Annotated in this window: 21 protein-coding genes and 1 riboswitch; of the genes, 10 read left to right on the top strand and 11 right to left on the bottom strand. The window is 73.4% G+C overall.

The features are described 5' to 3' along the window. Window positions 1-31: 31 nt before the first annotated feature. The 5 genes from IE98_RS0111180 (at window position 32) to IE98_RS0111160 (ending at window position 6,052) form a co-directional block, all read left to right on the top strand. Window positions 32-1,609 (top strand): glycoside hydrolase family 3 protein, encoded by a 1,578-nt coding sequence (locus IE98_RS0111180; RefSeq protein ID WP_030267898.1) that lies wholly within the window; start codon window positions 32-34, stop codon window positions 1,607-1,609. A 232-nt stretch (window positions 1,610-1,841) separates the two neighbouring features. Continuing rightward, the gene (locus tag IE98_RS0111175) at window positions 1,842-2,645 is read left to right on the top strand and encodes a GntR family transcriptional regulator (RefSeq protein ID WP_052390402.1); all 804 of its coding nucleotides are present in this window, start codon (window positions 1,842-1,844) and stop codon (window positions 2,643-2,645) included. Between the two features lie 298 nt (window positions 2,646-2,943). Beyond that, window positions 2,944-3,228 carry a DUF3311 domain-containing protein gene (locus tag IE98_RS0111170; RefSeq protein ID WP_030267896.1) on the top strand — a complete coding sequence of 95 codons (285 nt, stop codon included), beginning with the start codon at window positions 2,944-2,946 and terminating at the stop codon, window positions 3,226-3,228. Continuing rightward, window positions 3,228-4,853, top strand: coding sequence for a monocarboxylate uptake permease MctP (mctP, locus tag IE98_RS0111165; protein WP_030267895.1), 1,626 nt, complete (start codon window positions 3,228-3,230; stop codon window positions 4,851-4,853). The genes IE98_RS0111170 and mctP overlap by 1 nt, the downstream gene beginning before the upstream one ends. Before the next feature lie 437 nt (window positions 4,854-5,290). Further along, the gene (locus tag IE98_RS0111160; protein ID WP_052390401.1) at window positions 5,291-6,052 is read left to right on the top strand and encodes a histidine phosphatase family protein; all 762 of its coding nucleotides are present in this window, start codon (window positions 5,291-5,293) and stop codon (window positions 6,050-6,052) included. A gap of 110 nt (window positions 6,053-6,162) precedes the next feature. Here the strand turns inward: IE98_RS0111160 and IE98_RS0111155 are convergent, their stop codons facing one another. Together IE98_RS0111155 and IE98_RS0111150 are read right to left on the bottom strand one after the other, a co-directional pair. Next, on the bottom strand, window positions 6,163-6,792 hold the full coding sequence (locus IE98_RS0111155) for a response regulator (protein WP_030267893.1): 630 nt from the start codon (window positions 6,790-6,792) through the stop codon (window positions 6,163-6,165). Then, the gene (locus IE98_RS0111150) at window positions 6,789-8,129 is read right to left on the bottom strand and encodes a sensor histidine kinase (protein WP_030267892.1); all 1,341 of its coding nucleotides are present in this window, start codon (window positions 8,127-8,129) and stop codon (window positions 6,789-6,791) included. The genes IE98_RS0111155 and IE98_RS0111150 overlap by 4 nt, the downstream gene beginning before the upstream one ends. A gap of 504 nt (window positions 8,130-8,633) precedes the next feature. On the opposite strand from IE98_RS0111150, the gene IE98_RS0111145 reads away from it, so the two are divergent. Beyond that, window positions 8,634-9,194, top strand: a complete 561-nt coding sequence (locus IE98_RS0111145; RefSeq protein WP_030267891.1) for a GlcG/HbpS family heme-binding protein — start codon at window positions 8,634-8,636, stop codon at window positions 9,192-9,194. 226 nt (window positions 9,195-9,420) lie between these two features. Here IE98_RS0111145 and IE98_RS0111140 read toward each other — a convergent pair whose 3' ends face one another. Next, window positions 9,421-10,386, bottom strand: a complete 966-nt coding sequence (locus tag IE98_RS0111140; protein ID WP_030267890.1) for a helix-turn-helix domain-containing protein — start codon at window positions 10,384-10,386, stop codon at window positions 9,421-9,423. A 58-nt stretch (window positions 10,387-10,444) separates the two neighbouring features. Then, window positions 10,445-10,666 carry a hypothetical protein gene (locus IE98_RS0111135; RefSeq protein ID WP_030267889.1) on the bottom strand — a complete coding sequence of 74 codons (222 nt, stop codon included), beginning with the start codon at window positions 10,664-10,666 and terminating at the stop codon, window positions 10,445-10,447. Window positions 10,667-10,713: 47 nt separating this feature from the next. Between IE98_RS0111135 and IE98_RS0111130 the strand changes: the two genes are divergently transcribed. From IE98_RS0111130 to IE98_RS0111120, 3 genes are all read left to right on the top strand, one after another. After that, entirely contained in the window at window positions 10,714-11,208 is a 495-nt protein-coding gene (locus tag IE98_RS0111130) for a GNAT family N-acetyltransferase (protein WP_030267888.1), read from the top strand. A 462-nt stretch (window positions 11,209-11,670) separates the two neighbouring features. Next, window positions 11,671-11,814: riboswitch (cobalamin riboswitch) on the top strand. 208 nt (window positions 11,815-12,022) lie between these two features. Then, the gene (locus IE98_RS0111125; protein WP_052390429.1) at window positions 12,023-14,407 is read left to right on the top strand and encodes a ribonucleoside-diphosphate reductase subunit alpha; all 2,385 of its coding nucleotides are present in this window, start codon (window positions 12,023-12,025) and stop codon (window positions 14,405-14,407) included. Window positions 14,408-14,427: 20 nt separating this feature from the next. Continuing rightward, complete coding sequence (locus tag IE98_RS0111120) at window positions 14,428-15,423, top strand: ribonucleotide-diphosphate reductase subunit beta (RefSeq protein ID WP_052390428.1); 996 nt, start codon at window positions 14,428-14,430, stop codon at window positions 15,421-15,423. Between the two features lie 78 nt (window positions 15,424-15,501). On the opposite strand, the gene def is transcribed toward IE98_RS0111120, so the two are convergent. From def to IE98_RS0111100, 4 genes are all read right to left on the bottom strand, one after another. Continuing rightward, window positions 15,502-16,125, bottom strand: a complete 624-nt coding sequence (gene def / locus IE98_RS0111115; RefSeq protein ID WP_030267885.1) for a peptide deformylase — start codon at window positions 16,123-16,125, stop codon at window positions 15,502-15,504. Between the two features lie 98 nt (window positions 16,126-16,223). Continuing rightward, on the bottom strand, window positions 16,224-17,213 hold the full coding sequence (locus IE98_RS0111110; RefSeq protein ID WP_030267884.1) for a hypothetical protein: 990 nt from the start codon (window positions 17,211-17,213) through the stop codon (window positions 16,224-16,226). A gap of 163 nt (window positions 17,214-17,376) precedes the next feature. Further along, entirely contained in the window at window positions 17,377-18,768 is a 1,392-nt protein-coding gene (locus IE98_RS0111105) for an HD-GYP domain-containing protein (RefSeq protein ID WP_234443504.1), read from the bottom strand. Continuing rightward, window positions 18,765-20,324, bottom strand: coding sequence for an HD-GYP domain-containing protein (locus IE98_RS0111100; RefSeq protein ID WP_234443503.1), 1,560 nt, complete (start codon window positions 20,322-20,324; stop codon window positions 18,765-18,767). Before IE98_RS0111100 ends, IE98_RS0111105 begins: the two co-directional genes overlap by 4 nt. A 331-nt stretch (window positions 20,325-20,655) precedes the next feature. Here IE98_RS0111100 and IE98_RS0111095 point away from each other — a divergent pair, with 331 nt between their 5' ends. Next, a complete protein-coding gene (locus IE98_RS0111095; RefSeq protein ID WP_078660928.1) occupies window positions 20,656-21,936 on the top strand; it encodes a chitinase in 1,281 nt (426 codons plus the stop codon). Window positions 21,937-22,057: 121 nt separating this feature from the next. Here IE98_RS0111095 and rsrA read toward each other — a convergent pair whose 3' ends face one another. The 3 genes from rsrA to IE98_RS0111080 all read right to left on the bottom strand — a co-directional run. After that, window positions 22,058-22,390: a mycothiol system anti-sigma-R factor gene (rsrA, locus tag IE98_RS0111090; protein ID WP_030267880.1), complete on the bottom strand. Its 333-nt coding sequence runs from the start codon at window positions 22,388-22,390 to the stop codon at window positions 22,058-22,060. Beyond that, a complete protein-coding gene (locus tag IE98_RS0111085) occupies window positions 22,387-23,118 on the bottom strand; it encodes a sigma-70 family RNA polymerase sigma factor (protein WP_030267879.1) in 732 nt (243 codons plus the stop codon). Before IE98_RS0111085 ends, rsrA begins: the two co-directional genes overlap by 4 nt. A gap of 238 nt (window positions 23,119-23,356) precedes the next feature. Continuing rightward, window positions 23,357-23,873, bottom strand: a 517-nt coding sequence (locus tag IE98_RS0111080; RefSeq protein ID WP_030267878.1) for an alpha/beta family hydrolase, incomplete at its 5' end; no start/stop codon positions are given.

Here is a 23,873-nt window from a genome sequence, read left to right as displayed (position 1 = left end):
CACCTCCCGCACCCCACCCAGGGAAGGAACCATGGCGATTCCCGGTACGGAAAGCGTCGAACTGCTCACGGACGCCGGCGCGGTGCTCCAGCCGGGCTTCGCCGGGCTCACCGCCCCCGAGTGGCTGCGCCGCAGACTGGGCTCGGGCGAGCTGGGCGGCGTCGCGCTGTTCGGCCGCAACATCCGTACCCCGCAGCAGGTCGCCGCGCTGACCGCCGAGATGTACGCGCTCAACCCCGAGCTGCTGATCGCCACGGACGAGGAGGGCGGCGACGTCACCCGGCTGGAGGTCTCCAGCGGTTCCTCCTACCCCGGCAACCTGGCGCTCGGGGAGGTCGACGACACCGACCTCACCGAGCGGGTCGCCCGCGCGATCGGCCTGGACCTCTCCTCGGTCGGCATCAACCTCGACTACGCGCCCGACGCGGACGTCAACTCCAACCCGGACAACCCGGTGATCGGCGTCCGCTCCTTCGGCGCCGACGGCGACCTCGCCGCCCGGCACACCGCCGCCTGGGTCCGCGGCCTGCAGTCCGCCGGGGTGGCGGCCTGCGCCAAGCACTTCCCCGGCCACGGCGACACCTCCGGCGACTCCCACCTCGGACTGCCGCGGATCGACCTCAACCCGGAGCAGGTGCAGGAGCACCTCAAGCCGTTCCGCGCCGCCATCGCGGCCGGCGTGAAGTCGATCATGACGGCGCACATCCTCTTCCCGGCCTACGACGCCGACCTGCCCGCCACCATGTCGCGGGAGATCCTCACCGGCCTGCTCCGCGGCGAACTCGGCTACACCGGGCTGATCGTCACCGACGGCATCGAGATGGGCGCCATCTCCGGTACCCACGGCGTGGCCGCCGGCGCGGTCAAGGCCGTCGCGGCCGGCGCCGACACCATCTGCGTCGGCGGCGGCCTGCAGGACGAGGCCGCCTTCCTCTACCTGCGCGACGCCCTGGTCTGGGCCGTCCGCGAGGGCCGGCTCTCCGCCGAGCGCCTGCACGAGGCCGCCGAGCGGAACCGGGCCGTCGCCCGCTGGTCCGCCGCCGAGCGGGCCGCCCGGGCCGGCACGCACGGCGAGGTCGGCATCGGGCTGACCGCCGCCCGCCGGGCCCTGCGCATCCACGGCGACCTGCGCCCGCTGGAGGGTGTGCCGCACGTGGTGGAGTTCTCCCCCGGGGCCAACATCGCCGTCGGCGACCAGACCCCGTGGGGCGTCTCCGGCCCGCTCACCGAGCTCGTCCCCGGCACCACCCACACCCGGGTCGGCGCTCCCGCCACCCGGATCGAGGGCTCCGGCCTGCTGCACGTGGCGGTCGCCGCCGAGGGCTCGGACGTCGACGTCCGGCCGCTGCTCGGCGCCGCGGTCAACCGCCCGTTGGTGATTGTCGTCCGTGACGTGCACCGGCACCCGTGGATGCTCCGGGCCGCGCTCGCCATGACCGCCGTCCGCCCCGACGCGGTCGTGGTGGAGATCGGCACGGCGCACGCGCTGGCCGACACCTTCGGCAGCAGCGGCACGACCGTGCTCGCCACCCACGGCGGTGCCCGGGTCTGCGGCGTCGCCGCGGCCGAGGCGCTGGCCGGGCTGGTGCTGGGCGCGGCGTCCGCCTGACGGGGGCCGGGCGTCCGTTCCGGAGAGGGGCGGGACGTCCGTTCCGGAGAGGGGCGGGACCGAGGGGGACAGGGGCGGGGCCGGAGTCGTGTCCGGCTCCGACCGGCCGGGGACCGTCCGGCCGAACCCGGGACCGCGGGAGCTCACATTCGGCGGCCCCCGCGTGCGACCATGTGCTGATACAACGACGGAGGAGCCGGTGACGGCTGCAGGGCGAGGAGTGAGAGCGGCCATGAGCGGCGACAGAGGCACGGCGGCCCTCCCGGAGGGCACCACGGTGCCGGCGCAGTCCACGGCGGCCACCGGCACGGCCGCGCGGGTCCCCAAGTACTACGGGCTCAAGCGCCACCTGCTGCAGCTGACCGAGACCCAGCCGGCCGGTACCCCGGTGCCGCCGGAGCGGGCGCTGGCGGCCCAGTTCGACACCTCGCGCACCACCGTCCGGCAGGCGCTCCAGGAGCTGGTCGTCGAGGGCCGGCTGGAGCGTATCCAGGGCAAGGGCACCTTCGTCGCCAAGCCCAAGGTCGCCCAGGCGCTGCAGCTGACCTCCTACACCGAGGACATGCGCGCCCAGGGCCTGGAGCCGACCTCCCGGCTGATCGAGGTCGGCTACATCAGCGCCGACGAGCGGCTCGCCCCGCTGCTGGACATCAAGCCCGGCAGCCGGGTGCTGCGGATCGAGCGCCTCCGGCTGGCCAACGGCGACCCGATGGCGATCGAGGTCGCGCACCTGTCGGCCAAGCGCTTCCCGGCGCTGCGCCGCAACCTGGTCAAGCACAACTCGCTCTACACCGCGCTGCGCGAGGTGTACGGGGTGACGGTGGCCGAGGCCGAGGAGACCATCGAGACCACGCTCGCCAATCCGCGCGAGGCCGGCCTGCTCGGCTCCGACCTGGGCCTGCCGATGCTCCAGCTCTCCCGGCACTCCTTCGACGCGGAGGGCGCCCCGGTGGAGTGGGTGCGCTCGATCTACCGCGGCGACCGGTACAAGTTCATCACCCGCCTGCAGCGGCCCGAGCAGCAGCCGCAGGACTGATCCCGGCGCACGCCCCACGGCCCGGCGCACGCCCCACGGCCCGGTCCACGCCCCACGGCCCGGTCCTTGCCCCACGGCCCGGTCCTTGCCCGTGCCCCACGCCCCGGTCCGGTCGGCTCCCGCCGACCGGATCAGGCCGTTTCCTCGCGAACTGGTGACACAGGTCACGTCCGTGCCCTACATTTCGCTCCCGTACTGACTGCCGATCACCAAAGGGTGCTGCTCGGCGGGCGTGCGGGGTCCGACTCCGCGCGCTGCGGCGCCGACGAGGTGAGCCCTCTTCAGCCGGAGCCGCGACATGTCGTCAGAAGTGCAATTCTCCAAGGAGGACGGGGCCGCCGGCCCCCTCCCCGCCGTCACCCCGGCCCGCGTCCTGGCCGGGATCTGCCTCGCCGTACCGGTCGTGGCGACCCTGTGGGTGTCCTCGTACACCAAGGCCGACCCCGAACTCGGCGGGGTGCCGTTCTTCTACTGGTACCAGCTGATGTGGGTGCCGGTCTCGGCACTCTTCACGGTCGGCGCCTACCTGCTGATCAAGCGCGACGAGAAGGCCCGCAAGGCCGCCCGGGGCGGTGACGCGTGATGCACACCGGCATCAACGTCACCGCGCTGACGGTCTTCCTGCTGTTCTTCGCCCTGGTCACCGTGATGGGCTTCCTGGCCTCCCGGTGGCGGCGCGCGGACGACGCCCTGCACCTGCACGAGTGGGGCCTCGGCGGCCGCAGCTTCGGCACCTGGGTGACCTGGTTCCTGCTGGGCGGCGACCTCTACACCGCGTACACCTTCGTCGCTGTCCCGGCGGCGATCTACGGCACCGGTGCGGCGGGCTTCTTCGCCGTGCCGTACACGATCATCGCCTACCCGCTGGTGTTCCTGTTCCTGCCCCGGCTCTGGTCGGTCTCCCGGGTGCACGGGTACGTCACCCCGGCCGACTTCGTGCGCGGCCGGTACGGTTCCAGGGCGCTCTCCCTGGTGGTGGCGCTCACCGGCATCCTCGCGACCATGCCGTACATCGCGCTGCAGCTGGTCGGCATCCAGGCGGTGCTGGACGTGCTCGGCGTCGGCGGCTCCGGCAACTGGTTCATGAAGGACCTGCCGCTGTTCCTGGCCTTCGCGGTGCTCGCCGCCTACACCTACTCGTCCGGCCTGCGGGCCCCGGCGCTGATCGCCTTCGTCAAGGACACCCTGGTGTACGTCGTGATCATCGTCGCGGTGATCTACATCCCGATGCGGCTCGGCGGGTACGGGCACATCTTCGACGCGGCCGCCCAGAAGTTCTCCACCGTCAACCCGGCCACCGGCAAGCCCAGCGGCTCGCTGGTGCTCGGCCCGAGCTCGCACTGGACGTACGCCACCCTGGCCCTCGGCTCGGCGCTGGCGCTCTTCATGTACCCGCACTCGGTGACCGGCGTGCTGGCCTCCAAGTCCCGGAACACCGTGCGCAGGAACATGGCGATCATGCCCGCGTACTCGCTGATGCTGGGCCTGCTGGCGCTGCTCGGCTTCATGGCGATCGCGGCGGGCATCGGCAAGGGCGTGCAGGGCTTCAACGCCCAGCTCTCGGTGCCGCAGCTGTTCGAGAACATGTTCCCGGACTGGTTCACCGGCGTGGCCTTCGCCGCCATCGGCATCGGTGCGCTGGTGCCGGCGGCCATCATGTCGATCGCCGCGGCCAACCTGTTCACCCGCAACATCTACAAGGAGTTCCTGAAGCCGGACGCCACCCCGGCGGAAGAGACCCGGATCGCCAAGATCGCCTCGCTGCTGGTGAAGGTGGGCGCCCTGATCTTCGTGCTGGCGATGGACAAGCAGTTCGCGATCAACCTGCAGCTGCTCGGCGGTCTGTGGATCCTGCAGACCTTCGTCACCATCGTCGGCGGCCTGTTCACCCGGTGGTTCCACCGCTGGGCGCTGCTGGCCGGCTGGGCCGCCGGTATGGCCTACGGCACCTGGACGGCCTACGGGATCTCCTCCAAGGCCACCAAGCACTTCGGCGGCAACACCGCGGAGATCCCGGTGATCGGTGAGATCGGCTTCATCGGCCTCACCGCCTTCGTGCTGAACCTGCTGGTCGCGGTGGTGCTCACGCTCGTGCTCAAGGCCGCGAAGGCCCCCGAGGGCGAGGACGAGACCAGCACCGGCGACTACACGGCCGAGGCCGGGGACGAGGCCGTGGCGAACGCGCCGCAGCCCGCAGCCGCGCACTGAGACCGGGCCGGAGCCCCGGGGTCGGCACACCGCGCCGGCTCCGGGGCTCCGGCCTTGCTCGGGGCCATCGGCACGGGCCCGGGACGCCTCGCGGTGCTTTGGGGGGCCGGCAGCGTTGGTCCGGGGCCGCGCCAGGGCGTTCCGGAGACCCGAGCGCCATCGCTCAGGGGGTGGGGGCCGGGGGTGAACCCGGTCGGGTGGCGGAGCCGGGAGCCCGGTGGCGGAGCCGGGTCGGTCGGCCAGCGCGCGGGGCCAAGGGGCGCACAGTGCCGCGCGCCGTGCGCCCTGTGCTCGCGCCGCCACCACCGTCAACACTGGTGAGGGCGGCGCGATCATCGTGTCCGGGCGCGACTCCCCACGGGCGCGCCCTCCCCCCACCACCAGGGGCGCCGCCGCGCTGGGCGCAGCGCGACACGACCGAGACGGGGAGACGGGCGATGGCAGAGGCCGGCACCATCCTGAACGGGCACCGCACCGAACGCGAGGACAGCCGCCCGCTGCCCTCCGTCCTGATCGCCACCCGGCACGGCGAGTCCGTCGCCAACGTCGAGTTCCGGTTGGCCGAGGAGACGGGTGCCCTGACCGTCCCGATCAACAGCCGCGACGCCGACATCCCGCTCTCGCTGCACGGGCAGGCCCAGGCACAGGCGCTCGGCCGCTGGTGGGCCGAGCTGCCCGCGACGGACCGGCCGCGGGCGGTCTGGTGCTCGCCCTACGTCCGCACCACGGAGACCGCGCGGATCGCGGTGGCGCAGGCCTCCGGGCTGGGGGCCGTCCCGGTGGGCGTGCCCGTGCGGTACGACGAGCGGCTGAGGGACAGAGAGCTCGGCGTGCTGGAGATGCTCACCCGGGCCGCCATCGAGAAGGAGCACCCTGCGGAGGCCGCACGGCGGCGGCGGATGGGCGAGCTGTACTACCGGCCGCCGGGCGGGGAGTCGTGGCTGGACGTGGCGCTGCGGGTGCGGGGGGTGCTGCGGGACCTCTGCGAGGAGGAGGCGGGGCGGCCCGTCCTGGTGGTCGCCCACGACTGCACGGTGCTGATGCTCCGGCACATCCTGGACCGCCTGACCGAGCCGCAGTTGCTCGCGCTCGACCCCGTCCGCAACTGCTCCACCAGCCTGTGGCGTGCCGCCGACGGTCGGCTGCGCCCCGACTTCTGGAACACCACCGACCACCTGCCGGGCGGCCAGGTCGGGTAGCCGCGTCCGACAGCCGGCGGGGAACGGATCGCGGTGGCCGGATCGCGGTGGGCTGGATCGCGGTGGGCCGGATCGCGGTGGCCGGATCGGGGTGGGCCGGCCGTCGTCCGTCATCTCAGCAGGCGGCGCTCCTTCGCGGTGGCGACGGCACCGGCGCGGGTGTCGACGCCGAGCTTGTCGTAGATGCGGCCGAGGTGGGTCTTCACGGTCGCCTCGCTGATGAACAGGGCACGGGCGATCTCCCGGTTGCCCAGCCCCTCGGAGAGCCGGGCGAGGATCTCCTGTTCGCGGTCGGTGAGCCGGGGTGCGGGGGCCCTCATCTGCGCCATCACCCGGCTCGCCACCGGCGGCGAGAGCACCGTCCGGCCGGCGGCTGCCGCGTGGACGGCGGCGAACAGTTCCTCCGGTCGCTCGGCCTTGAGCAGGTACCCGGTGGCCCCCGCGTCGATGGCACGGGTGATGTCGGCGTCGGTGTCGAAGGTGGTGAGGACGAGGACGTACGGCCCGTCGGGGTCGGCGGTGATCCGTTTGGTGGCCTCGACGCCGTCGATGCCGCTGCCCAGTTGGAGGTCCATGAGGACCACCTGCGGCCGGAGGCGGGCGGCGAGGGTGACTGCTTCCTCTCCGCTGCCGGCCTCGCCGACCACGTCGATGTCGCCGGCGCTGGCGAGCAGCGCGAGCAGGCCCGCCCGGACGACCGCGTGGTCGTCGCAGACGAGGAGCCGAACGGGCGGGTTCATCCGGGCCTCCCGGTGTGCAGGGGAACGGCGGCGGAGAGCACGGTGCCCTCGCCCGGGGTGCTCTCGACGGTGAGGGTGCCGCCGAGCTGTCGCAGTCTGGCCTGCATCGCGGGCAGTCCGTGGCCGCGGGAGGCGCCGGCTCCGGAGGTGTCCGGGGGCAGGCCGCGGCCGTTGTCGGCTATGTCGAGGACGGCCTGGTCGCCGAGGTAGGAGAGGGTGAGGGCGGCGGCGGAGGCGTCGGCGTGCTCGCGGACGTTGGCGAGGGCGCCCTGCGCTATCCGCAGCAGGGCTGTCTGGGCGGCGGTCGGCAGCGGGACGGGCGTGCCGTCGAGGTGGAAGCGGACGGGCAGACCGGTCTCGGCGCTCTCGCGGTCGGCGAGGGCCCGCAGGGCGTGGTCGAGCCCGCCGCCGTCGGCCAGTTCGGCCGGTGCGAGGTCGTGGACGAAGCGGCGGGCCTCGGCGAGGTTGCGGCCGGTGACGGCAGCGGCCGTGCGGACGTGGCGGCGGGCCGTGTCCGGGTCGGTGTCCCAGGTGCGGTCGGCGGCCTGGAGCAGCATCTGCTGGCTGGAGAGGCCCTGGGCGAGGGTGTCGTGGATCTCCATGGCGAGGCGTTCCCGTTCGGCGAGGGTGCCCTCGCGGCGCTCGGTCGAGGCGAGGTCGCGGCGGGTGCGGACGAGGTCGTCGACGAGCGCCCGCTGCCTGGCGGTCTGCCTCCGCATGGTGAGGAAGACGGCGGTGGCGAGGGCCGCGACGGTGGGCGGCAGGATCAGCAGGGTGGCGTCGGCCTGGCCGGGCAGCCGGGCCTGGCCGACGGTGACCAGTGCGGTGAGCGCGGTGACCAGCGGAAGGGCCGCCTTGGTGGGCAGGGTGCGCAACGCGGTGTAGACGAGCGGGACGGCGCACCAGGCGAAGCTGGGCGCCAGGACGACGAGGACCACCCAGAGGGCGACCACCAGGGCGAGGGCTCCCGCTGCGGTACGGCTGCGGCGGGTGGCGTACCTGGCGCCGCCGTTCTCGCCCGCGTGGCCGTTCTCGCCCGCGTGGCCGTTCTCGCCCGCATGATGGTCCCCGTCCGCGTGGTTGTCCTCGCCCGCACGGCCGGGATCGACCGTGCCCGGGGTGCCCGTGCGGGGCGGGGCGAGCAGCCGGGAACCGGTGAGCTGGGCGGCGGCGAGGGCCACGGAGAGACCGATCACCCAGGGCGTGGCCGGACTGTCGGGGTGGCGGGTGAGGAAGCGGCTGAGCGACCCGGCAAGGAGTAGCAGGAAGGCCGCGTCGAGGACGAGCGCGAGGCGGCGCTCGTCGGTGTCTGCGTCGTTGCGCTGCGGCGGTCGCACGAGTGCCTCCTGTTCTGTCGCGCCGTGCTGCCGGGCTCCGCTGTGCTGCGGGGCGGGGTGGATCGATCGGTACGGACGTGGTGGTGCCGGGGTGCGGACGGTCCGGAACGGCGTGCTGCGCGCTGCAACGGCCGAGGTGCCCGGACCGGGAGACCGGGACCGACTGCTGCTGCCAGCGCGGAACATCCTGAACCGCCGTGGACGACCCGGACCGTCCGTCGCCCGTCCCACTCCCCGACCGACGGCCGACCACTGGCCGGCCATTGTTCGGACCACTGACCGGCCGAAGCGATCCCGAGGACCGGTCACGAACCGACCGCGTCCTGGTTCGGATTCTGGCCGGTCCACCACTGCCGCACATCGGCCGATCGGTTGACCCCGGTGTCCTCCATCATGCCTTCGGAGGCCAGCCGGAACGCCGACGCGGTGGAGGGGGTGCGGCCCTGAGGATCGAAGTGAGTCCGAGCCGCAGGGGCCGGACCGGTGATTCGCCGAGGAGTCGGAATGAAGAAGACGTCGATGCGGGCCCGGGTGCTGGTCGGTGCCGTGGCGGTGGCCGCCCTGGGCGCGGGCACCTTCGGTGCGGTGGCCGCGAGCGCGGAGACCCCCGGCTCCGCCGGTGCTCCCGCGGTGGCCCGTGCCGAGGTCGGCGGCAAGGACGTGGTGTCCTCCTCGCACCTGTCCGTGGACGCCGCGGCCAAGGCGGCGCTGGCAGCGATGGACGCGGCCGGCAAGGGCGGTTACAAGGTCTCGGTCGCGGTGGTGGACCGCAACGGCAACACGATCGTGGCGCTGCGCGGTGACGGTGCCGGTCCGCAGTCGCCCGAATCGGCGGAGCGCAAGGCCTTCACCGCGGTCTCCTGGAACGCCCCGACCTCCGAGCTGGCGAAGCGACTGGCCCAGACGCCGAACCTGAAGGACATACCGGGCACCCTGTTCCTGGGCGGCGGCGCCCCGGTGCAGGCCAAGGGTGCGCCGGTGGCGGCCGTCGGTGTCGCCGGTGCCCCGAGCGGCGACCTCGACGAGCAGTTCGCCCAGGCGGGCGTCGCCGCCCTCGGCAAGTAGCGCGCCGACCCGCCGCCACCAGGCACTGCTTCGGTCACCCCGCCGCCGTTCCCGCCCGGCGCCCGGGCAGGCGGCCGCCGCCCGCCACCTCCCCCATCCGGTGGGGCCGCGGCGGCCGCCCCGGCCCCACCACCACGCCTGCCCTCCGCGGACCCGCGACCACCCCCGCCCTCCCCGCATCCGCCCCCCCGAGGGCGTCCCGCCGCCCGGCCGCCAGTCCTCGCGGCTACACCCCGGCCGCGATCTCGGGGCTGGCGAAGGCACGGCGGTAGGCCTGCGGGGTGGTACCGAGGCGCCGGGCGAAGTGGTGGCGGAGGGTGGCGGCGTTGCCGAAGCCGCAGCGGGCGGCGACGGTGTCGATCGGCTCCGCAGTGCCTTCCAGGAGCCGCTGGGCGAGCAGCAGGCGCTGGCCGGTCAGCCAGCGGTGCGGGGTGGTGCCGGTCTCCTGCTGGAATCGGCGGGCGAAGGTCCGCGGGGACATGTGTGCGAGGGCGGCGAGCCGCTCGACGGTGGCTTCCTGGTCGAGGTGGTGGCGCATCCAGTCGAGGACGGATGCCAGCGACTCGACGCCGGGTTCGGGCAGCGGGCGGTTGACGAACTGGGCCTGGCCGCCCTCGCGGTGCGGGGCGACGACCATGCGCCGGGCGATGCCGCGGGCGACTTCGGCGCCCTGGACCTTGCGGACCAGGTGCAGACAGGCGTCGATCCCCGCGGCCGTGCCGGCGGAGGTGATGACCGGGTCCTCGTCGACGTAGAGCACGTCCGGTTCGACGGTGGTGAGCGGGAAGCGCCGGGCCATCTCGGCGGCGTGCTTCCAGTGGGTGGTGGAGCGTCGGCCGTCCAGCAGTCCGGCGGCGCCGAGCAGGAAGCTGCCGCTGCAGATGGAGAGGGCCCGGGCGCCGCCCTCGACGGCGGAGCGGAGGGCCGCGATGAGGGCGGGCGGGTACTCGTCGCGCAGGCCGGTGGCGGTGAGGACCACCAGGTCGGCCTCAGCGAGGCGCTCGGGCCCGTGCGGGACGTCGATGCTGAAACCGGCATGGGTGCGCTTGGGTCCCGGCCGGTCCGAGGCGAGGGCGAACTCGTAGACGGGCAGACCCTCCTCGCCACGGTCGAGGCCGAACACCTCGCAGGCGACACCGAGTTCGAAGGGATGGACCTCCTCCAGCACGACGACGACCACGTTCTTGAGCACGGCTTCGGGCTTCGGCATGACCCCAGGATGGGCCTTGGCAGTAATTCGATGCAAGAGGTCATTCCTGCCACTCGTCGCGTTCCCGGCCGGCCGGGAGAGTGGTGGCATGACTTCCACCGTGTTCGAGAACGCCATCGTCCTGTCCGTCTTCGTCGGCGCTTTCGCCCTGATCGGGGCCGCCGTCGGCCGGGATCTCGACCGCACCGGCCGGCACGGCCGCGACAACTGGCACCGCCCCGGCGGCTATCCGGCCGATCCGTCCGTCCCCGATCGACTGCACCGACCCCCGTCCGTCCGGGCCCGCACCACGGACGGCAGACTGGACGGATGGACGTCGTCATCCGCCACGCCCGCGAACAGGACCTCGAACCGGCCGGTGAGCTCTCGGTCGAGGTCTACGTCGGTGACGGCTACAGCCTCGCCGGCGGGCCCTACTCCGGACTCCTCCGCGACACCCGCCGCCGCAGCGAGGAGGCCGAACTCCTCGTCGCTGTCGACGCCCGGGACGAGCATGTGCTCGGCTGCGTGACCTTCGCCGTCGGCGGTACGGCCTGGGCCGACATCTCGCAGCCGGACGAGGGGGAGATCCGGATGCTGGCGGTCTCCCGGGACGCCCGGGGCCGTGGCGTCGGCTCCGCCCTCGTCCGGGCCGCAATGGACCGCAGCCGCGAACTCGGCCTGGCCGGGATGGCCTTCTCCACCCGCCCCGACATGACGGACGCCCACCGGATCTACGAGCGTCTCGGCTTCCGCCGCGCCCCCGAGCGGGACTGGGCCCCGCTCCCCGGCATCGACCTCATGGTCTACACGCTGACGTTCTGACCGGCCCCGTACGCGCCCGGCACGGGCCGCACGGGCCGCACTGCCGGGGCTCGCGAGGCCACCTCACCAAGCTTGCGCCAAGTCCCGAGCAAGCCAACCGGCCACCCACCGCACGCCACCAGCCGCCGGCCACCAGCCACCGAACCCGCCCGCATCACCGCGAAGGCACCGACCGCAGCGCCCGGCAACCCCGCTCCACGGACGCGGACATCGCCGCCCCCTGACCCTCGGCCGATCCGCCCGGCCGGCCCCCCGACCAACCGGTCCCCCCGTCCCGTCGCTCATGGCTGGAGATCGTAGGCCATCGACCGCGGCCGCTCCCGAGTGGTGGCCGTTCCGTGAGGGCGACGCGGGGGCGAGGGGTGGGCCCGATGCGCGCGAGGTGTGCACGGCCCGTCCCGCCCGGTCGCGCCAGCCACGGACACGACACGCTACGTGCACAAGATATGGGGGCACATCAGAGAGACACCACAACATGTATGCTCACTCTCGCTGTCGACGCAGGGGAACCCGGTGCGAGTCCGGGACTGCCCCGCAACGGTGAGCAGGCCCGTGAACGCCCGGGCCCGCGCAGTCCGAGGGCCTGCCGACGGTGTGCCACCGGCTTCCCCGCAGATGCCATGAAGCACAGCTGTACGTCCGGGCCTCGCGGGTGGGCCGGGTGGCGACGCGCGCTCCGACACGGTCGGGTGTGCCGGTGCCCCCTGCCACGCGTATGCCCGGACGCGCCCCCGGCCCACGGCCCGGGGGTGTCCGAAGCGTCCGCTGCCGCCACAGGAGAGAGTGCGCCTTGACCGTCGCCGCCTCAGTCACCCTGCCCTCCCAGGGATCCGCCGCCAACGACCGGCCCGACCCCGGTGCCGCGCTGCTTCGGCTGCTCACCGACCGCAGCACCGACCTCCCCCAGGTGGACCCCGGCCACGTCGCCGCCGCCGCGCTGCGCGGCCGCCACGCCGGTTCGGACTTCGCCGAGCTCCGCGGGCTGGCCGTGGAGGCCGCCGCGTCGATGATCGCCGAGGACCCGCAGTACTCGAAGCTCGCGGCCCGCCTTCTAGCCCTGGAGATCCTCGACGAGGCGGTCTCCCAGGGTGCGGTCTCCTTCGCCGCCTCGATCGCCGTCGGCCACGCCGAGGGCCTGATCGGCGACACCACGGCCGCCTTCGTGGCCAAGCACGCGGCCGCCTTCGACGCGCTGGTCGACCTGCAGGGCGACGACCGCTTCGAGTACTTCGGCCTGCGCACCGTGCAGTCCCGCTACCTGCTGCGCCACCCGATCACCCGCAAGGTGGTCGAGACCCCGCAGTACTTCCTGCTGCGCGTGGCGGCCGGCCTCGCCGTCGGCGACACCGAGCAGTCGGTGGCCGAGGTGGCCGAGCTGTACCGGCTGATGAGCCGTCTGGAGTACCTGACGTCCTCTCCGACGCTGTTCAACTCCGGCACCAAGCACCCGCAGATGTCGTCCTGCTACCTGCTGGACTCGCCGCTGGACAACCTGGACTCGATCTACAACCGCTACGCGCAGATCGCCCGGCTGTCCAAGCACGCCGGCGGCATCGGCCTGTCCTACTCGCGCATCCGTTCCCGCGGCAGCCTGATCCGCGGCACCAACGGCCAGTCCAACGGCATCGTGCCGTTCCTGCGCACCCTGGACTCCTCGGTCGCCGCGGTCAACCAGGGCGGCCGCCGCAAGGGTGCCGCCTGCGTGTACCTGGAGACCTGGCACGCCGACATCGAGGAGTTCCTGGAGCTCCGCGACAACACCGGCGAGGAGGCCCGGCGCACCCACAACCTCAACCTGGCGCACTGGATCCCGGACGAGTTCATGCGCCGGGTCAACGCCAACGAGGACTGGTCGCTGTTCTCCCCCGCCGACGTGCCCGAGCTGGTCGACCTGTGGGGCGCCGACTTCGACGAGGCGTACCGCAAGGCCGAGCAGGCCGGCAAGGCCGTCCGCACCATCCCCGCGCAGACCCTGTACGCCCGGATGATGCGCACCCTGGCGCAGACCGGCAACGGCTGGATGACCTTCAAGGACGCCTCCAACCGGGCCGCCAACCAGACCGCGCTGCCCGGCCGCACCGTGCACTCCTCCAACCTGTGCACGGAGATCCTTGAGGTCACCGACGACTCCGAGACGGCCGTCTGCAACCTCGGCTCGGTGAACCTGGGCGCCCACGTGGCCGCCGGCGCCACCGCCGCCGACCTGCTGAACGCCATGGACTGGGAGCGCCTGGACGCCACCGTCCGCACCGCGGTGACCTTCCTGGACCGGGTCATCGACATCAACTTCTACCCGACCACCGAGGCCGGCACCTCCAACTCCCGCTGGCGGCCGGTCGGCCTCGGCGTGATGGGCCTGCAGGACGTCTTCTTCCAGCTGCGGATCGGCTTCGACTCCGCCGAGGCGCAGACCCTCTCCACCCTGATCTCCGAGCGCATCATGCTCACCGCCTACGAGCGCTCCGCGGACCTGGCCGAGCAGTTCGGCCGCCACGAGGCGTACGGCGAGACCCGCGCGGCCCGCGGCGAGCTGCACATCGACCACTTCGCGACCGCCGCCCCGCAGTGGACGGAGCGCTGGGACGCGCTGCGCGCCCGCATCGTGGAGACCGGCCTGCGCAACTCGCTGCTGCTGGCGATCGCGCCGACCGCGACCATCGCCTCCATCGCGGGCGTCTACGAGTGCATCGAGCCGCAGGTGTCCAACCTGTTCAAGCGCGAGACGCTCTCCGGCGAGTTCCTCCAGGTCAACCCGTACCTGGTGCGCGAGCTGAAGGAGCTCGGCGTCTGGGACCAGCAGACCCGGGACGCGCTGCGCGAGACCAACGGCTCGGTGCAGGACCTCAACTGGCTGCCCGCCGAGGTCCGTTCGCTGTACCGCACGGCCTGGGAGCTGCCCCAGCGCGCGCTGATCGACCTGGCTGCCGCGCGCATGCCGTACATCGACCAGAGCCAGTCGCTGAACCTCTTCATGGCGGCGCCGACCATCGGCAAGCTCAGCTCGATGTACGCGTACGCCTGGAAGGTCGGTCTGAAGACCACCTACTACCTGCGGTCGCGCCCGGCCACCCGGATCGCGCAGGCCGCCACGGGCGCCCGCGCCGCCGTCCCGGTGCCCGCGCCGACCATGAGCCAGGCCGAGCAGGACGCCATCGCCTGCTCCCTGGAGAACCCCGAGTCCTGCGAGGCCTGCCAGTGAGCACCGACGACCGCCAGAAGATGCTGCTCGACCCGGGCTTCGAGCTGACGCTGCGCCCGATGCGCTACCCGTCGTTCTACGACCGGTACCGCGACGCCATCAAGAACACCTGGACGGTGGAGGAGGTGGACCTGCACTCCGACGTCGCCGACCTCGCCAAGCTGAGCGAGGGCGAGCGGCACATGATCGGCCGGCTGGTCGCCTTCTTCGCCACCGGTGACTCGATCGTCGCCAACAACGTGGTGCTGAGCCTCTACAAGCACATCAACTCCCCCGAGGCCCGGCTCTACCTGTCCCGGCAGCTGTTCGAGGAGGCCGTGCACGTCCAGTTCTACCTGACGCTGCTCGACACCTACCTGCCCGACCCGGACGACCGCGCAGCGGCCTTCGCGGCGGTGGAGAACATCCCCTCCATCCACCAGAAGGCGCAGTTCTGCTTCAAGTACATGAACGCGGTCGACCACATCGACTCGCTGCAGACCAAGGAGGACCGCCGCGCGTTCCTCCTGAACCTGATCTGCTTCGCGGCCTGCGTCGAGGGCCTGTTCTTCTACGGCGCCTTCGCGTACGTGTACTGGTTCCGCAGCCGCGGCCTGCTGCACGGCCTGGCCACCGGCACCAACTGGGTGTTCCGCGACGAGTCCATGCACATGGACTTCGCGTTCTCCGTCGTGGACACCGTCCGCGAGGAGGAGCCGGACCTCTTCGACGACGAGATGGCCAAGCAGGTCACCGAGATGCTGGAGGAGGCCGTCGAGGCCGAGCTCCAGTTCGCCCAGGACCTCTGCGGCGACGGCCTGCCCGGCATGAACACCGAGTCGATGCGCCAGTACCTGGAGGCCGTCGCCGACCAGCGCCTGGCCCGCCTCGGCCTGCCGATCCGCTACGGCTCCACCAACCCGTTCGGTTTCATGGAGCTGCAGAACGTCCAGGAGCTGACCAACTTCTTCGAGCGCCGGGTCTCCGCCTACCAGGTCGCCGTCGAGGGCTCGGTCGCCTTCGACGACGACTTCTAGGCCGCACCACGCCGAACGTGCCGAAGGGCCGCACCCGGGATCCGGGTGCGGCCCTTCGTCGCGTGTTCCGCCGTACCGTCAGTCGTTGGGCACGGTGGCGTACTTGGGGGTGCCCTCGGACATCTGCCGCAGGGCGTCCTTGCGGTCGCGCTTGGAGAGGCGGTCGATGTACAGGTAGCCGTACAGGTGGTCGGTCTCGTGCTGCAGGCAGCGGGCGAAGAAGCCGGTGCCCTCGACCCGGATCGGGTTGCCGTCCTTGTCCTGGCCGGTCACCGCGGCGAAGTCGGGACGGGCCAGCTCCATGTACGCGGTCGGCACGGAGAGGCAGCCCTCCGCCGAGTCGTCCAGCGCGCGGCGGCCGGCCGGCAGCTCCTCCAGCACCGGGTTGACGACGTGACCGACGTGCCGCACGCCCTCGTCGTCCGGGCAGTCGTAGACGAAGACCTTCAGGTCGACGCCGATCTGGTTCGCGGCCAGGCCGACGCCGTCGGCGGCGTACATCGAGACGAACATGTCGTCGACGAGCGCGGCGAGTTCACCGTCGAACGCGGTCACCGTGGCGACCTCGCGGTGCAGCACCGGGTTGCCGAACACGGTGATCGGGCGGGCGGTGCCCTTCGAGACGTCGGGCAGCTCGCCGACGACCCGCTGCTCCGCCGTCTCGTCCTGCTCGGGGTGGTCGTGCTCGTGCTCGTCGGCCATCGCTGGTTTCCGCTCCGTGGTTCCGTCCGGGTGTACCGCTCAAGGGTACGGCGCCGGGCCCGGCCGGACGCCCTCGCCGGACGGGCGGGGGCACGGCCTCAGCAGACCTCTTCGAGGTCCCGGTACGCCCGGGTGGCGGGGGAGGCGGCCACCCAGCGGTCCAGCAGGGTGCGTACCAGCGACGCCGGCGCGGCGATCCCGCACTCGCGCTCGGCGAGCCAGGACGTGCCCGCGCTGCCCTGGCTGAGGTGGCTCAGGTGGCCGGGGTGGGTCGGGTCGCCGTCGTCGTGCGGGTCGTGGTGCGCGGTGTGGCCGTCGTCGATCGCCATCCGGCTCTCCGAGCAGGCCCGGCACAGCAGCCGCACCGAGCTCGTCCAGTCCTCGGCGGCGTACCCGGCGTCGGCGACCAGCCGCTCCAGGGCGTCCCGGTCGCCCGCGGTGGCGGCCTGCAGCAGCACCACGAAGGTCGGCACCGGCGAGGGCGCCCACAGCTCGATCTCGTCGAAGACGGGGTAGGCGACGCCGTCCGCGACCCGCTCGCCGTGCGGCGCACCGTCGTGCAGCACGACCTCGCCCCAGCGGCGACCGGAGGACGGCAGCGGGATGGACAGCACCTCGATCCGGGCCGGGTCCAGCCGGCGGCCCCACACCACCTCGGACTCGCCGTCCGGCGAGAGCCGCACCGGGGTGGTGCCGAGGTCCAGGTCGACGGGCCCGTCCGCCGCGGTGCCGGGCCCGCCGGGGAGTCTCAGCCCGTACGCCTGCCAGGCCCGGCGGGCGAGCGGCCAGTCCTGCAGGGCGGTGGCGGTGATGCCGAGGTTCCACCAGTCGGGGGCGCCGGTCTCCCGGTCGAGCAGGGCGACGGCGCGCAGCCCCGCGGTGCGGGCCTGCTCCCAGTCGCGGCGGAACTTGTGCAGCAGGGCGAGGTTGAACCAGGAGTCCGACAGCCACGGCTCCAGGTCGGCGGCCATGACGAGCAGCGCGCCGGCGTCCTCGTAGCGGCCGTCGCCGATGAGCGTGAAGGCACGGTCGGTCGTCTGCCGCCAGGTGGCCGACGGCCGGTGCCGTGCGCGGTGGAAGATCCTCACGTTCCGTCCCTGCCGTTGTCGTCCGCCAGTTCTCAGCACCTGCTCCGAGGCCGGCTGCTGCAACGGGAACGATCCGGTGTGCCGGGTGGCCCCGCATCCGGTGTTCCACGCTACGACCGCATCCAACCACGCCTGCGGCGGCCCGCGCTCCCTGCGCGGCGCTTCAGACCGGTTCGCGGCCCGCGGCGCCCACTCTGGCCAATGCGTCGACCACCGCGGGGTCGTACGCGCCGCCCCGCTCCAGCCGCAGCCGCTCCAGGGCGGCCAGGCCCGCGGTGGTCGCGGAGAGCCCCCGGGCACGGGCCTCCGACCGCAGGTCGTCGTGGGCGTTGGCGACCCGGATGATGCGTGCGGCCAGCGGCAGGCTGCGGTCGGCGGCGCCGTCCGGCAGCCGGCACGGGTCGGCGAGCCGGGCGACCTGTTCACCGACCCTCCGCGGGACGCCGGTGCGCCGGATGACCTCGCTGCCGAGGCGGGCGATCCGCTGCTGCTCGGGTGCCGGCAGCAGGGCGGTGGCGCCGCCGGGAACGGGTTCGACGAGGGAGAGCTGGCCGATGTCGTGCATCAGCGCGGCGTACTCCAGTAGGGCGAGGTCCCGGGTCCCGAGCCCGAGTTCGCGCCCCAGCGCGCACGCCGTGTCGGCCACCCGGCGCGCATGCCCCGGCGGGGTGTAGCCGGCGGTCTCGGTGGCCCGGGCGAGCGCCTCGATGGTCTGCCCGGTGGTGGCCCGGATCTCGGCGGCCCGCCGGAAGGACGCCTGGGCGAGCAGCAGCGGGGTGCAGAACAGCGGCAGCGCCCACAGGCCGACCTCGCCGGCCAGCAGGCTGACCAGCATGCCGGTGGCGACGATCGCCGAGCCGATGCCGAGCAGCGAGCGGAGCTCGTCCTCCAGTGCGGCGCCGAACCGCAGGCCGGCCCGGGACCGGTGCAGGACGGCGGCGACGACCGTGTCGCAGAGCGCGGTCAGCGCCGCCACGCCGGTCAGCAGGGCCCCGTAGACCGGCCCGGAGAGCGGGTCCCGGTCCAGCAGGCCGCTGCCGTAGACCGGCTGGAAGAGCAGGGCGGCGAAGGCCGTGGTGAGCAGCCGCCGGGCGGCGGTGTCGGCCCGCACGGTGTCGGCGGCGCGGAGCGCGCCGGGGCCCGCGCCACCGGGGCCGCCGTGACGGCCCGCGCCGTCGGAGCGGCCCGGCTCGGTGCGGGCGCGGACGCGGGCCCGGACGGCCGGCAGGGCCAGCGGCAGCAGCCCGGCGAGGGTGCCGAGCCCGGTGACCGCGACGACCTGCAGCGTGCCGTGGCCGGTGGGGGTCGAGTGGAGCGGGCCGAGCAGGGCGTAGGCGAGCGCGGCGGCGCTGCCGAGCGGCGCCTGCTCGCGGTCGCCGGGCAGGGTGATCCGCGCCCATTCGCCGACCGCGACGACGGCGCCGAAGGCGAGCGCGACCCGGGGCTGGGCGAAGCCGTGCAGGGCGACGTGCAGCAGGGCGGCGGCGAGCAGCAGCCCCGCGGCGGCGTGGACGGCGGACGGCCGGAGCAGGAGGCCGCGCCGGCCGGGTCTCACGGGGCGCCGCCCGCGGTGATCCGGCCGCCGGGCCCGGGCACCCGGCGCGCGGGCTCGGGGACGCCGAGCGGGATGTCGGGCACCTCGCCGTCCCAGCCGCCGGGCGGGGGCGGCTCGGGCTGCCAGCCGTGCCGGTCGACGGCGGCGACCAGGGCGGTGACCATCGCCGGGTCGAACTGGCTGCCGGTGCAGCGCTGGAGTTCGACGACGGCCTCGGCGACCGGGCGGCCGCGCCGGTAGGAGCGGGTGGAGGTCATCGAGTCGAAGGCGTCGGCGACGGAGATGATCCGGGCGAACTCGGGGATGCGGTCGCCGGCCAGCCCGGAGGGGTAGCCGCGGCCGTCGAGCCGCTCGTGGTGGTGCAGGATGCCTTCGCGGGCCTCGCCGAGGAAGGCGAGTTCGCGGACGAGTTCGTGGCCGAAGACGGGGTGCACCTCGACGGCGCGGCGCTCGGCCTCGGTGAGCGGGCCGTTGCGGCGGAGCAGTTCGGTGGCGACGCCGAGCTTGCCGACGTCGTGCAGGGTGCCGGCGAAGTGCAGGGTGCGGATGCGGTCCTCGGCCATGCCGAGCTGGCGCGCCATCAGGACGGCGGCGCGGCCGACCCGCTCGCTGTGGCCGCGGGTGTAGGCGTCCTTGATCTCCACGGCCTGGACGAGGGCGCGGACGGTGGCCTGGTGGGCGTTGGTCTCGCGGTGGCCCTGGGCGAACATCCAGGCGGAGATGGAGAGCGGCAGCAGCGCGAGGACGGCGGCGAACGCGCCGTACGGGCCCTGCCACAGGACGGCGACCATCAGTCCGCCGGCGCCCTGGACGAGCGCGGGCAGCACGACGGCGCCGGTGGCCCGGGCGAGGTCCGCGGGGTGGGTGCCGCGGGCCGGGCGGGCGGCGCCGAGGTGCCGCATCACCCCGACCAGGGCGGCGTTGACCAGGCAGAACACGGCGACGGCGGCCAGTGCGCCGAGGGCGGCGGTCGGGAAGTGCGCGCCGAGCAGCAGGTGGGGTCCGCCGAGCAGCCGGTAGACGGCGGCGGCGGTGAAGGCTGCGACGGCCAGTTGGGCGGCGTTCCAGAGCCGGCGCAGCCGACGCGGCGCCGGGACGTGGGCGGTGAGCGCGCCGGGCAGGGCGACCAGGGCCGCGGCGGCGGGCGGCAGCAGCAGCACGCCGGCGAAGAGGACGGGGAAGAAGCCGCGGCCGGGCAGCGTCCGGGTCGCCTCGCGGGCCTCGCGGGGCGGACGGCGGAGCAGTCGGCGGCCGAGTCGGGCGCACGGGGTGGGCAGGCCGAGGGCGAGCGACTCGGCGCAGGTGTGGAGGAAGGCGAGCAGGCCGAGGCGGGGCCAGTCGACCGGACCACCGAGCGGGCCGCGGACGGTGACGGCGAGCGGGATCAGGCAGCAGAGCGCGCCGGCCAGGACGGCGGCGGCGTACCGGGCCGCGGCGCCGGTGAGGGCGTCCTGCTCGCATTCGCTGGCGATGTCAGCCTCCCCCGCCGTGCCCGGCCCGTCCCGTTCCGCGGGCCAGTGAGGAGAATAGGCCCCGGTTCGCGGGCCGGGCCGCACGATCGCGCAATGACGCCGCCGACACCGGGTCAGCTCACCCGAACGAGTGAAACGATCCAATGGTCGGGACGACTTGAGCCCGCATCACCCGGGGAGCGGCCCTGAGAGCGCTTCCCGAAGGCTTCCTTAAGAGAGGCCCAAGCCTCGCCCAGGACTCTTGACCCGGCCAGTGGTCCAGTCCATTTTGGGGATTGACCCCGTCCGGAAGGGGGCGGCCGCCACCGCGGCCGCAGTTGCTCCACGGCATCGTGCGCGGATGCCGACCGTCCTGTTCCCGGCGCCGCCCGAACCTCCCGGGCGGCGGTCCCCCCATGCCCCGGAGAGGTCCCCGATGGAACGTGCCCTGCTCAACTCCCCCGCACCCGGCCGGCACCGCCGCCGGCGCGGTGCCGCCGCCGCGGCGGCGGTCGCCGCGCTCGGCCTGGTCGCCGCCGGTGCCGCCGCCGCACTGAGCGGTGGCGACGCCCTGGCCTCCACTACCGCGGCCGCGCCGCTCGGCAACAACTGGTACGCCTCGGCCCCGTACCTGATGCCGGAGGACAACTCTCCGCCGGACGCCGCCGCGGTGATGGACGCGACCGGCCAGAAGGCCTTCCAGCTGGCCTTCATCCTCGACTCCGGCGGCTGCACCCCGGCCTGGGGCGGCACCTCCTCGATCGACACCGACACCGCGATGCCTGCGGTGATCCAGAAGATCCGGTCGAAGGGCGGCGACGTCTCGATCTCGGTCGGCGGCTACGGCGGCAACAAGCTCGGCCAGGGCTGCGGCACCCCGGAGGCGACCGCGGCCGGCTACCAGAAGGTGATCACCAAGTACCAGCTGAAGGCCATCGACTTCGACCTGGAGGAGCCGGAGTACGAGAACACCGCGGCGATCCACAACGAGATCGGCGCGGCGAAGATCCTCCAGCAGAACAACCCCGGCCTCTACGTCTCGATCACCACCGCAGGCACCAACGCGGGCACCGGCTGGTTCGGGACACAGATGCTGAACGAGGCCAAGTCGCAGGGCTTCACGCCGAACAACTTCTCGATCATGCCGTTCGACGGCGGCTTCAACGGCGCCGCGGCCCAGACCGACGCGCTGGTGAAGTTCAACAAGATCCTGCAGACCACCTTCGGCTGGGACGAGGCCACCGCCTACGCCCACGAGGGCGTCTCGCTGATGAACGGCCGCACCGACGCCGCCGAGTACTTCAAGCAGGCCGACTTCCAGACGGTGCTGGACTTCGCGACCGCGCACAAGCTGGCCCGCTACACCTACTGGTCCGTCAACCGCGACCGCCAGTGCGCCGGCACGGTGGACCCGGGTCTGTCCGGCTCCTGCTCCAGCGTGGCCCAGAACGACTGGGACTTCACCAAGTTCACCGTGAAGTTCGCCGGGGCGACCCCGCCCACCAGCACCCCGACGGCCTCGCCCACCTCCTCGGCCTCGCCGACGGGCAAGCCGGGCACCTGCACGCTGCCCGCGTGGAACGCGTCGACCGTGTACACCAACGGCAACAAGGTCTCGTACCAGGGGCACAACTACCACGCCAAGTGGTGGACCCAGAACGAGATCCCGACCAACAGCGGTCAGTGGGGCGTCTGGGCCGACGACGGCGCCTGCTGATGCGAGCGGCGCGGGCCGGCGACCGGGCAGCACCGGTCGCCGGCCCGCGCCGGTGCGTGCGGGGATGCTGCGTGTCGGGATTCTGCGTGCCGGGGTGGTGCGGCCGCCGAACGGGCGGACGCTACTCGGTCGCGGCAGCGGTGGCCGTGGTGGCGCCGTGCCCGGCGCCCTCCTCGGCCGGCACCTGGGCGGCGCGCTGGCCGGCCCGGATGGAGTCGATCCGGGCGAGCACCTTGGTGCGCAGGTCCGCCGGGGTGTCGTCACAGCCGCAGGAACGCTTGATCAGCGCCTTGATGGCCTGTTCGAGACCGTACTTCTCCAGGCAGGGCGAGCACTCCTCGAAGTGCACGCGCAGTTTGACGCAGTCGCCCTCGGCCATCTCGTTGTCGAGGAATTCGTAGAGGTGGTCGAGCACCTCGCCGCACTCGGTGTCGTGCGGATCGCCGCAGCTCATGAGCCCGCGCCCTTCGCTTCCTGCCCTGCACCGCTGCCCGCCGGGACGAGTCCGCGCTCACGGGCGTAGTCCTCCAGCATGCCGCGCAACTGGCGGCGGCCACGGTGCAGCCGGGACATCACCGTACCGATGGGTGTACCCATGATGTCCGCGATCTCCTTGTAGGCAAAGCCCTCGACGTCCGCCAGATACACGGCGATCCGGAATTCCTCCGGGATCGCCTGCAGGGCGTCCTTGACGTCGCTGTCCGGCAGGTGGTCCAGCGCCTGGGCCTCCGCCGACCGCAGGCCGGTCGACATGTGCGACTCGGCCCGGGCGAGCTGCCAGTCCTCGATCTCCTCGGCCGCGGTGCGCTGGGGTTCGCGCTGCTTCTTGCGGTACGAGTTGATGAACGTGTTGGTGAGGATGCGGTAGAGCCACGCCTTGAGGTTCGTGCCCTCGCGGAACTGGTGGAAGGACGCGTACGCCTTCGCGAACGCCTCCTGCAGGAGGTCCTCCGCGTCCGCCGGATTGCGGGTCATCCGCAGGGCGGCCGAGTACATCGGGTCGAGGAAGGCCAGGGCGTCGCGCTCGAACCGCTCGCGGCGCGCGTCCTCGCTCTCGTCCGCGGACACCCGGAAGGTGTCCTCACCGATCGCCTCGGCAAGCTCGTCACCGGTGAGCGTCCCGCCCTCCGGCACGCCCTCGCCCGGCACGGCCTCGTCCTCGGTCCCGACGACCGGACCCACCTCCTCGGAGCTGCGAGGCCCACCCACCGCGGGCCGACCCGAAATGGAGGATATCCGGCCCACAGGCTTCTCGCCCGCGACAATCCATTCCGACCAGTCGGGCACGAAGGCGCCTTGCGCCGCGCGCTCCTCCGGCCGTTCGGGGCACGCGATCGAACCCATGGACGCTGCCTTTCACCCGGGACTCTGCTGACGGTCCTCACAACCGTGCGGCGCCGCCGTGCATTCCCGCCCCCGCTCACCCGATCGATGGAACCGATCCGAGCCAGTCGCCGACCGCCGTGACCAGCCCTTCCAGGGCCTCCTCCTGACCGACCGGCGCCCGCTTGGGCACCGCGAAGCCGTGGCTGCCGTACGGCACCTCGACCAGCCGGTGGCCCTCCGGCAGCACCGGGAACTCCCCCGGGGTGCCGAAGGTGTCCGCGCCGCCCTGCACGACGAGGGTGGGCAGACCGGTGTTCAGCAGTTCCTCGGCCCGGCTCTTCTCCGGCTTGCCCGGCGGGTGCAGCGGGAAGGCCAGCGCGAGCACCGCGACCGCCCCGGAGGCGAGGCCCGTCCGGCAGGCCACCCGGGCGCCGGCGCTGCGACCGCCCACCACCAGCGGCAGGCCCTCGTCGGCCAGTCCGGCCGCGACCGGCAGCCAGGCCTCGTCCAGGGTCTTCGGCGCCGGGCCGAGCCGCTTGCCGGCCACCCGCCAGGGCTGTTCCACCAGCGCCACCGACACGCCGCGGGCCGGGAGGGCCTCGGCCAGCGCC

The organism is Streptomyces sp. NRRL B-24484 (assembly GCF_000717715.1).
Lineage (GTDB): Bacteria > Actinomycetota > Actinomycetes > Streptomycetales > Streptomycetaceae > Kitasatospora.
This window is presented reverse-complemented; position numbering and strand designations above follow the sequence as displayed.

What these genes read in the sequence shown, in the direction of transcription:
- IE98_RS0111180 (WP_030267898.1), top strand. Translation starts at nt 32, where the DNA reads ATGGCGATTCCCGGTACGGAAAGCGTCGAACTGCTCACGGACGCCGGC.
- IE98_RS0111175 (WP_052390402.1), top strand. Translation starts at nt 1,842, where the DNA reads ATGAGCGGCGACAGAGGCACGGCGGCCCTCCCGGAGGGCACCACGGTG.
- IE98_RS0111170 (WP_030267896.1), top strand. Translation starts at nt 2,944, where the DNA reads ATGTCGTCAGAAGTGCAATTCTCCAAGGAGGACGGGGCCGCCGGCCCC.
- mctP (WP_030267895.1), top strand. Translation starts at nt 3,228, where the DNA reads ATGCACACCGGCATCAACGTCACCGCGCTGACGGTCTTCCTGCTGTTC.
- IE98_RS0111160 (WP_052390401.1), top strand. Translation starts at nt 5,291, where the DNA reads ATGGCAGAGGCCGGCACCATCCTGAACGGGCACCGCACCGAACGCGAG.
- IE98_RS0111155 (WP_030267893.1), bottom strand. Translation starts at nt 6,792, where the DNA reads ATGAACCCGCCCGTTCGGCTCCTCGTCTGCGACGACCACGCGGTCGTC.
- IE98_RS0111145 (WP_030267891.1), top strand. Translation starts at nt 8,634, where the DNA reads ATGAAGAAGACGTCGATGCGGGCCCGGGTGCTGGTCGGTGCCGTGGCG.
- IE98_RS0111130 (WP_030267888.1), top strand. Translation starts at nt 10,714, where the DNA reads ATGGACGTCGTCATCCGCCACGCCCGCGAACAGGACCTCGAACCGGCC.
- IE98_RS0111120 (WP_052390428.1), top strand. Translation starts at nt 14,428, where the DNA reads ATGCTGCTCGACCCGGGCTTCGAGCTGACGCTGCGCCCGATGCGCTAC.
- def (WP_030267885.1), bottom strand. Translation starts at nt 16,125, where the DNA reads ATGGCCGACGAGCACGAGCACGACCACCCCGAGCAGGACGAGACGGCG.
- IE98_RS0111095 (WP_078660928.1), top strand. Translation starts at nt 20,656, where the DNA reads ATGGAACGTGCCCTGCTCAACTCCCCCGCACCCGGCCGGCACCGCCGC.
- rsrA (WP_030267880.1), bottom strand. Translation starts at nt 22,390, where the DNA reads ATGAGCTGCGGCGATCCGCACGACACCGAGTGCGGCGAGGTGCTCGAC.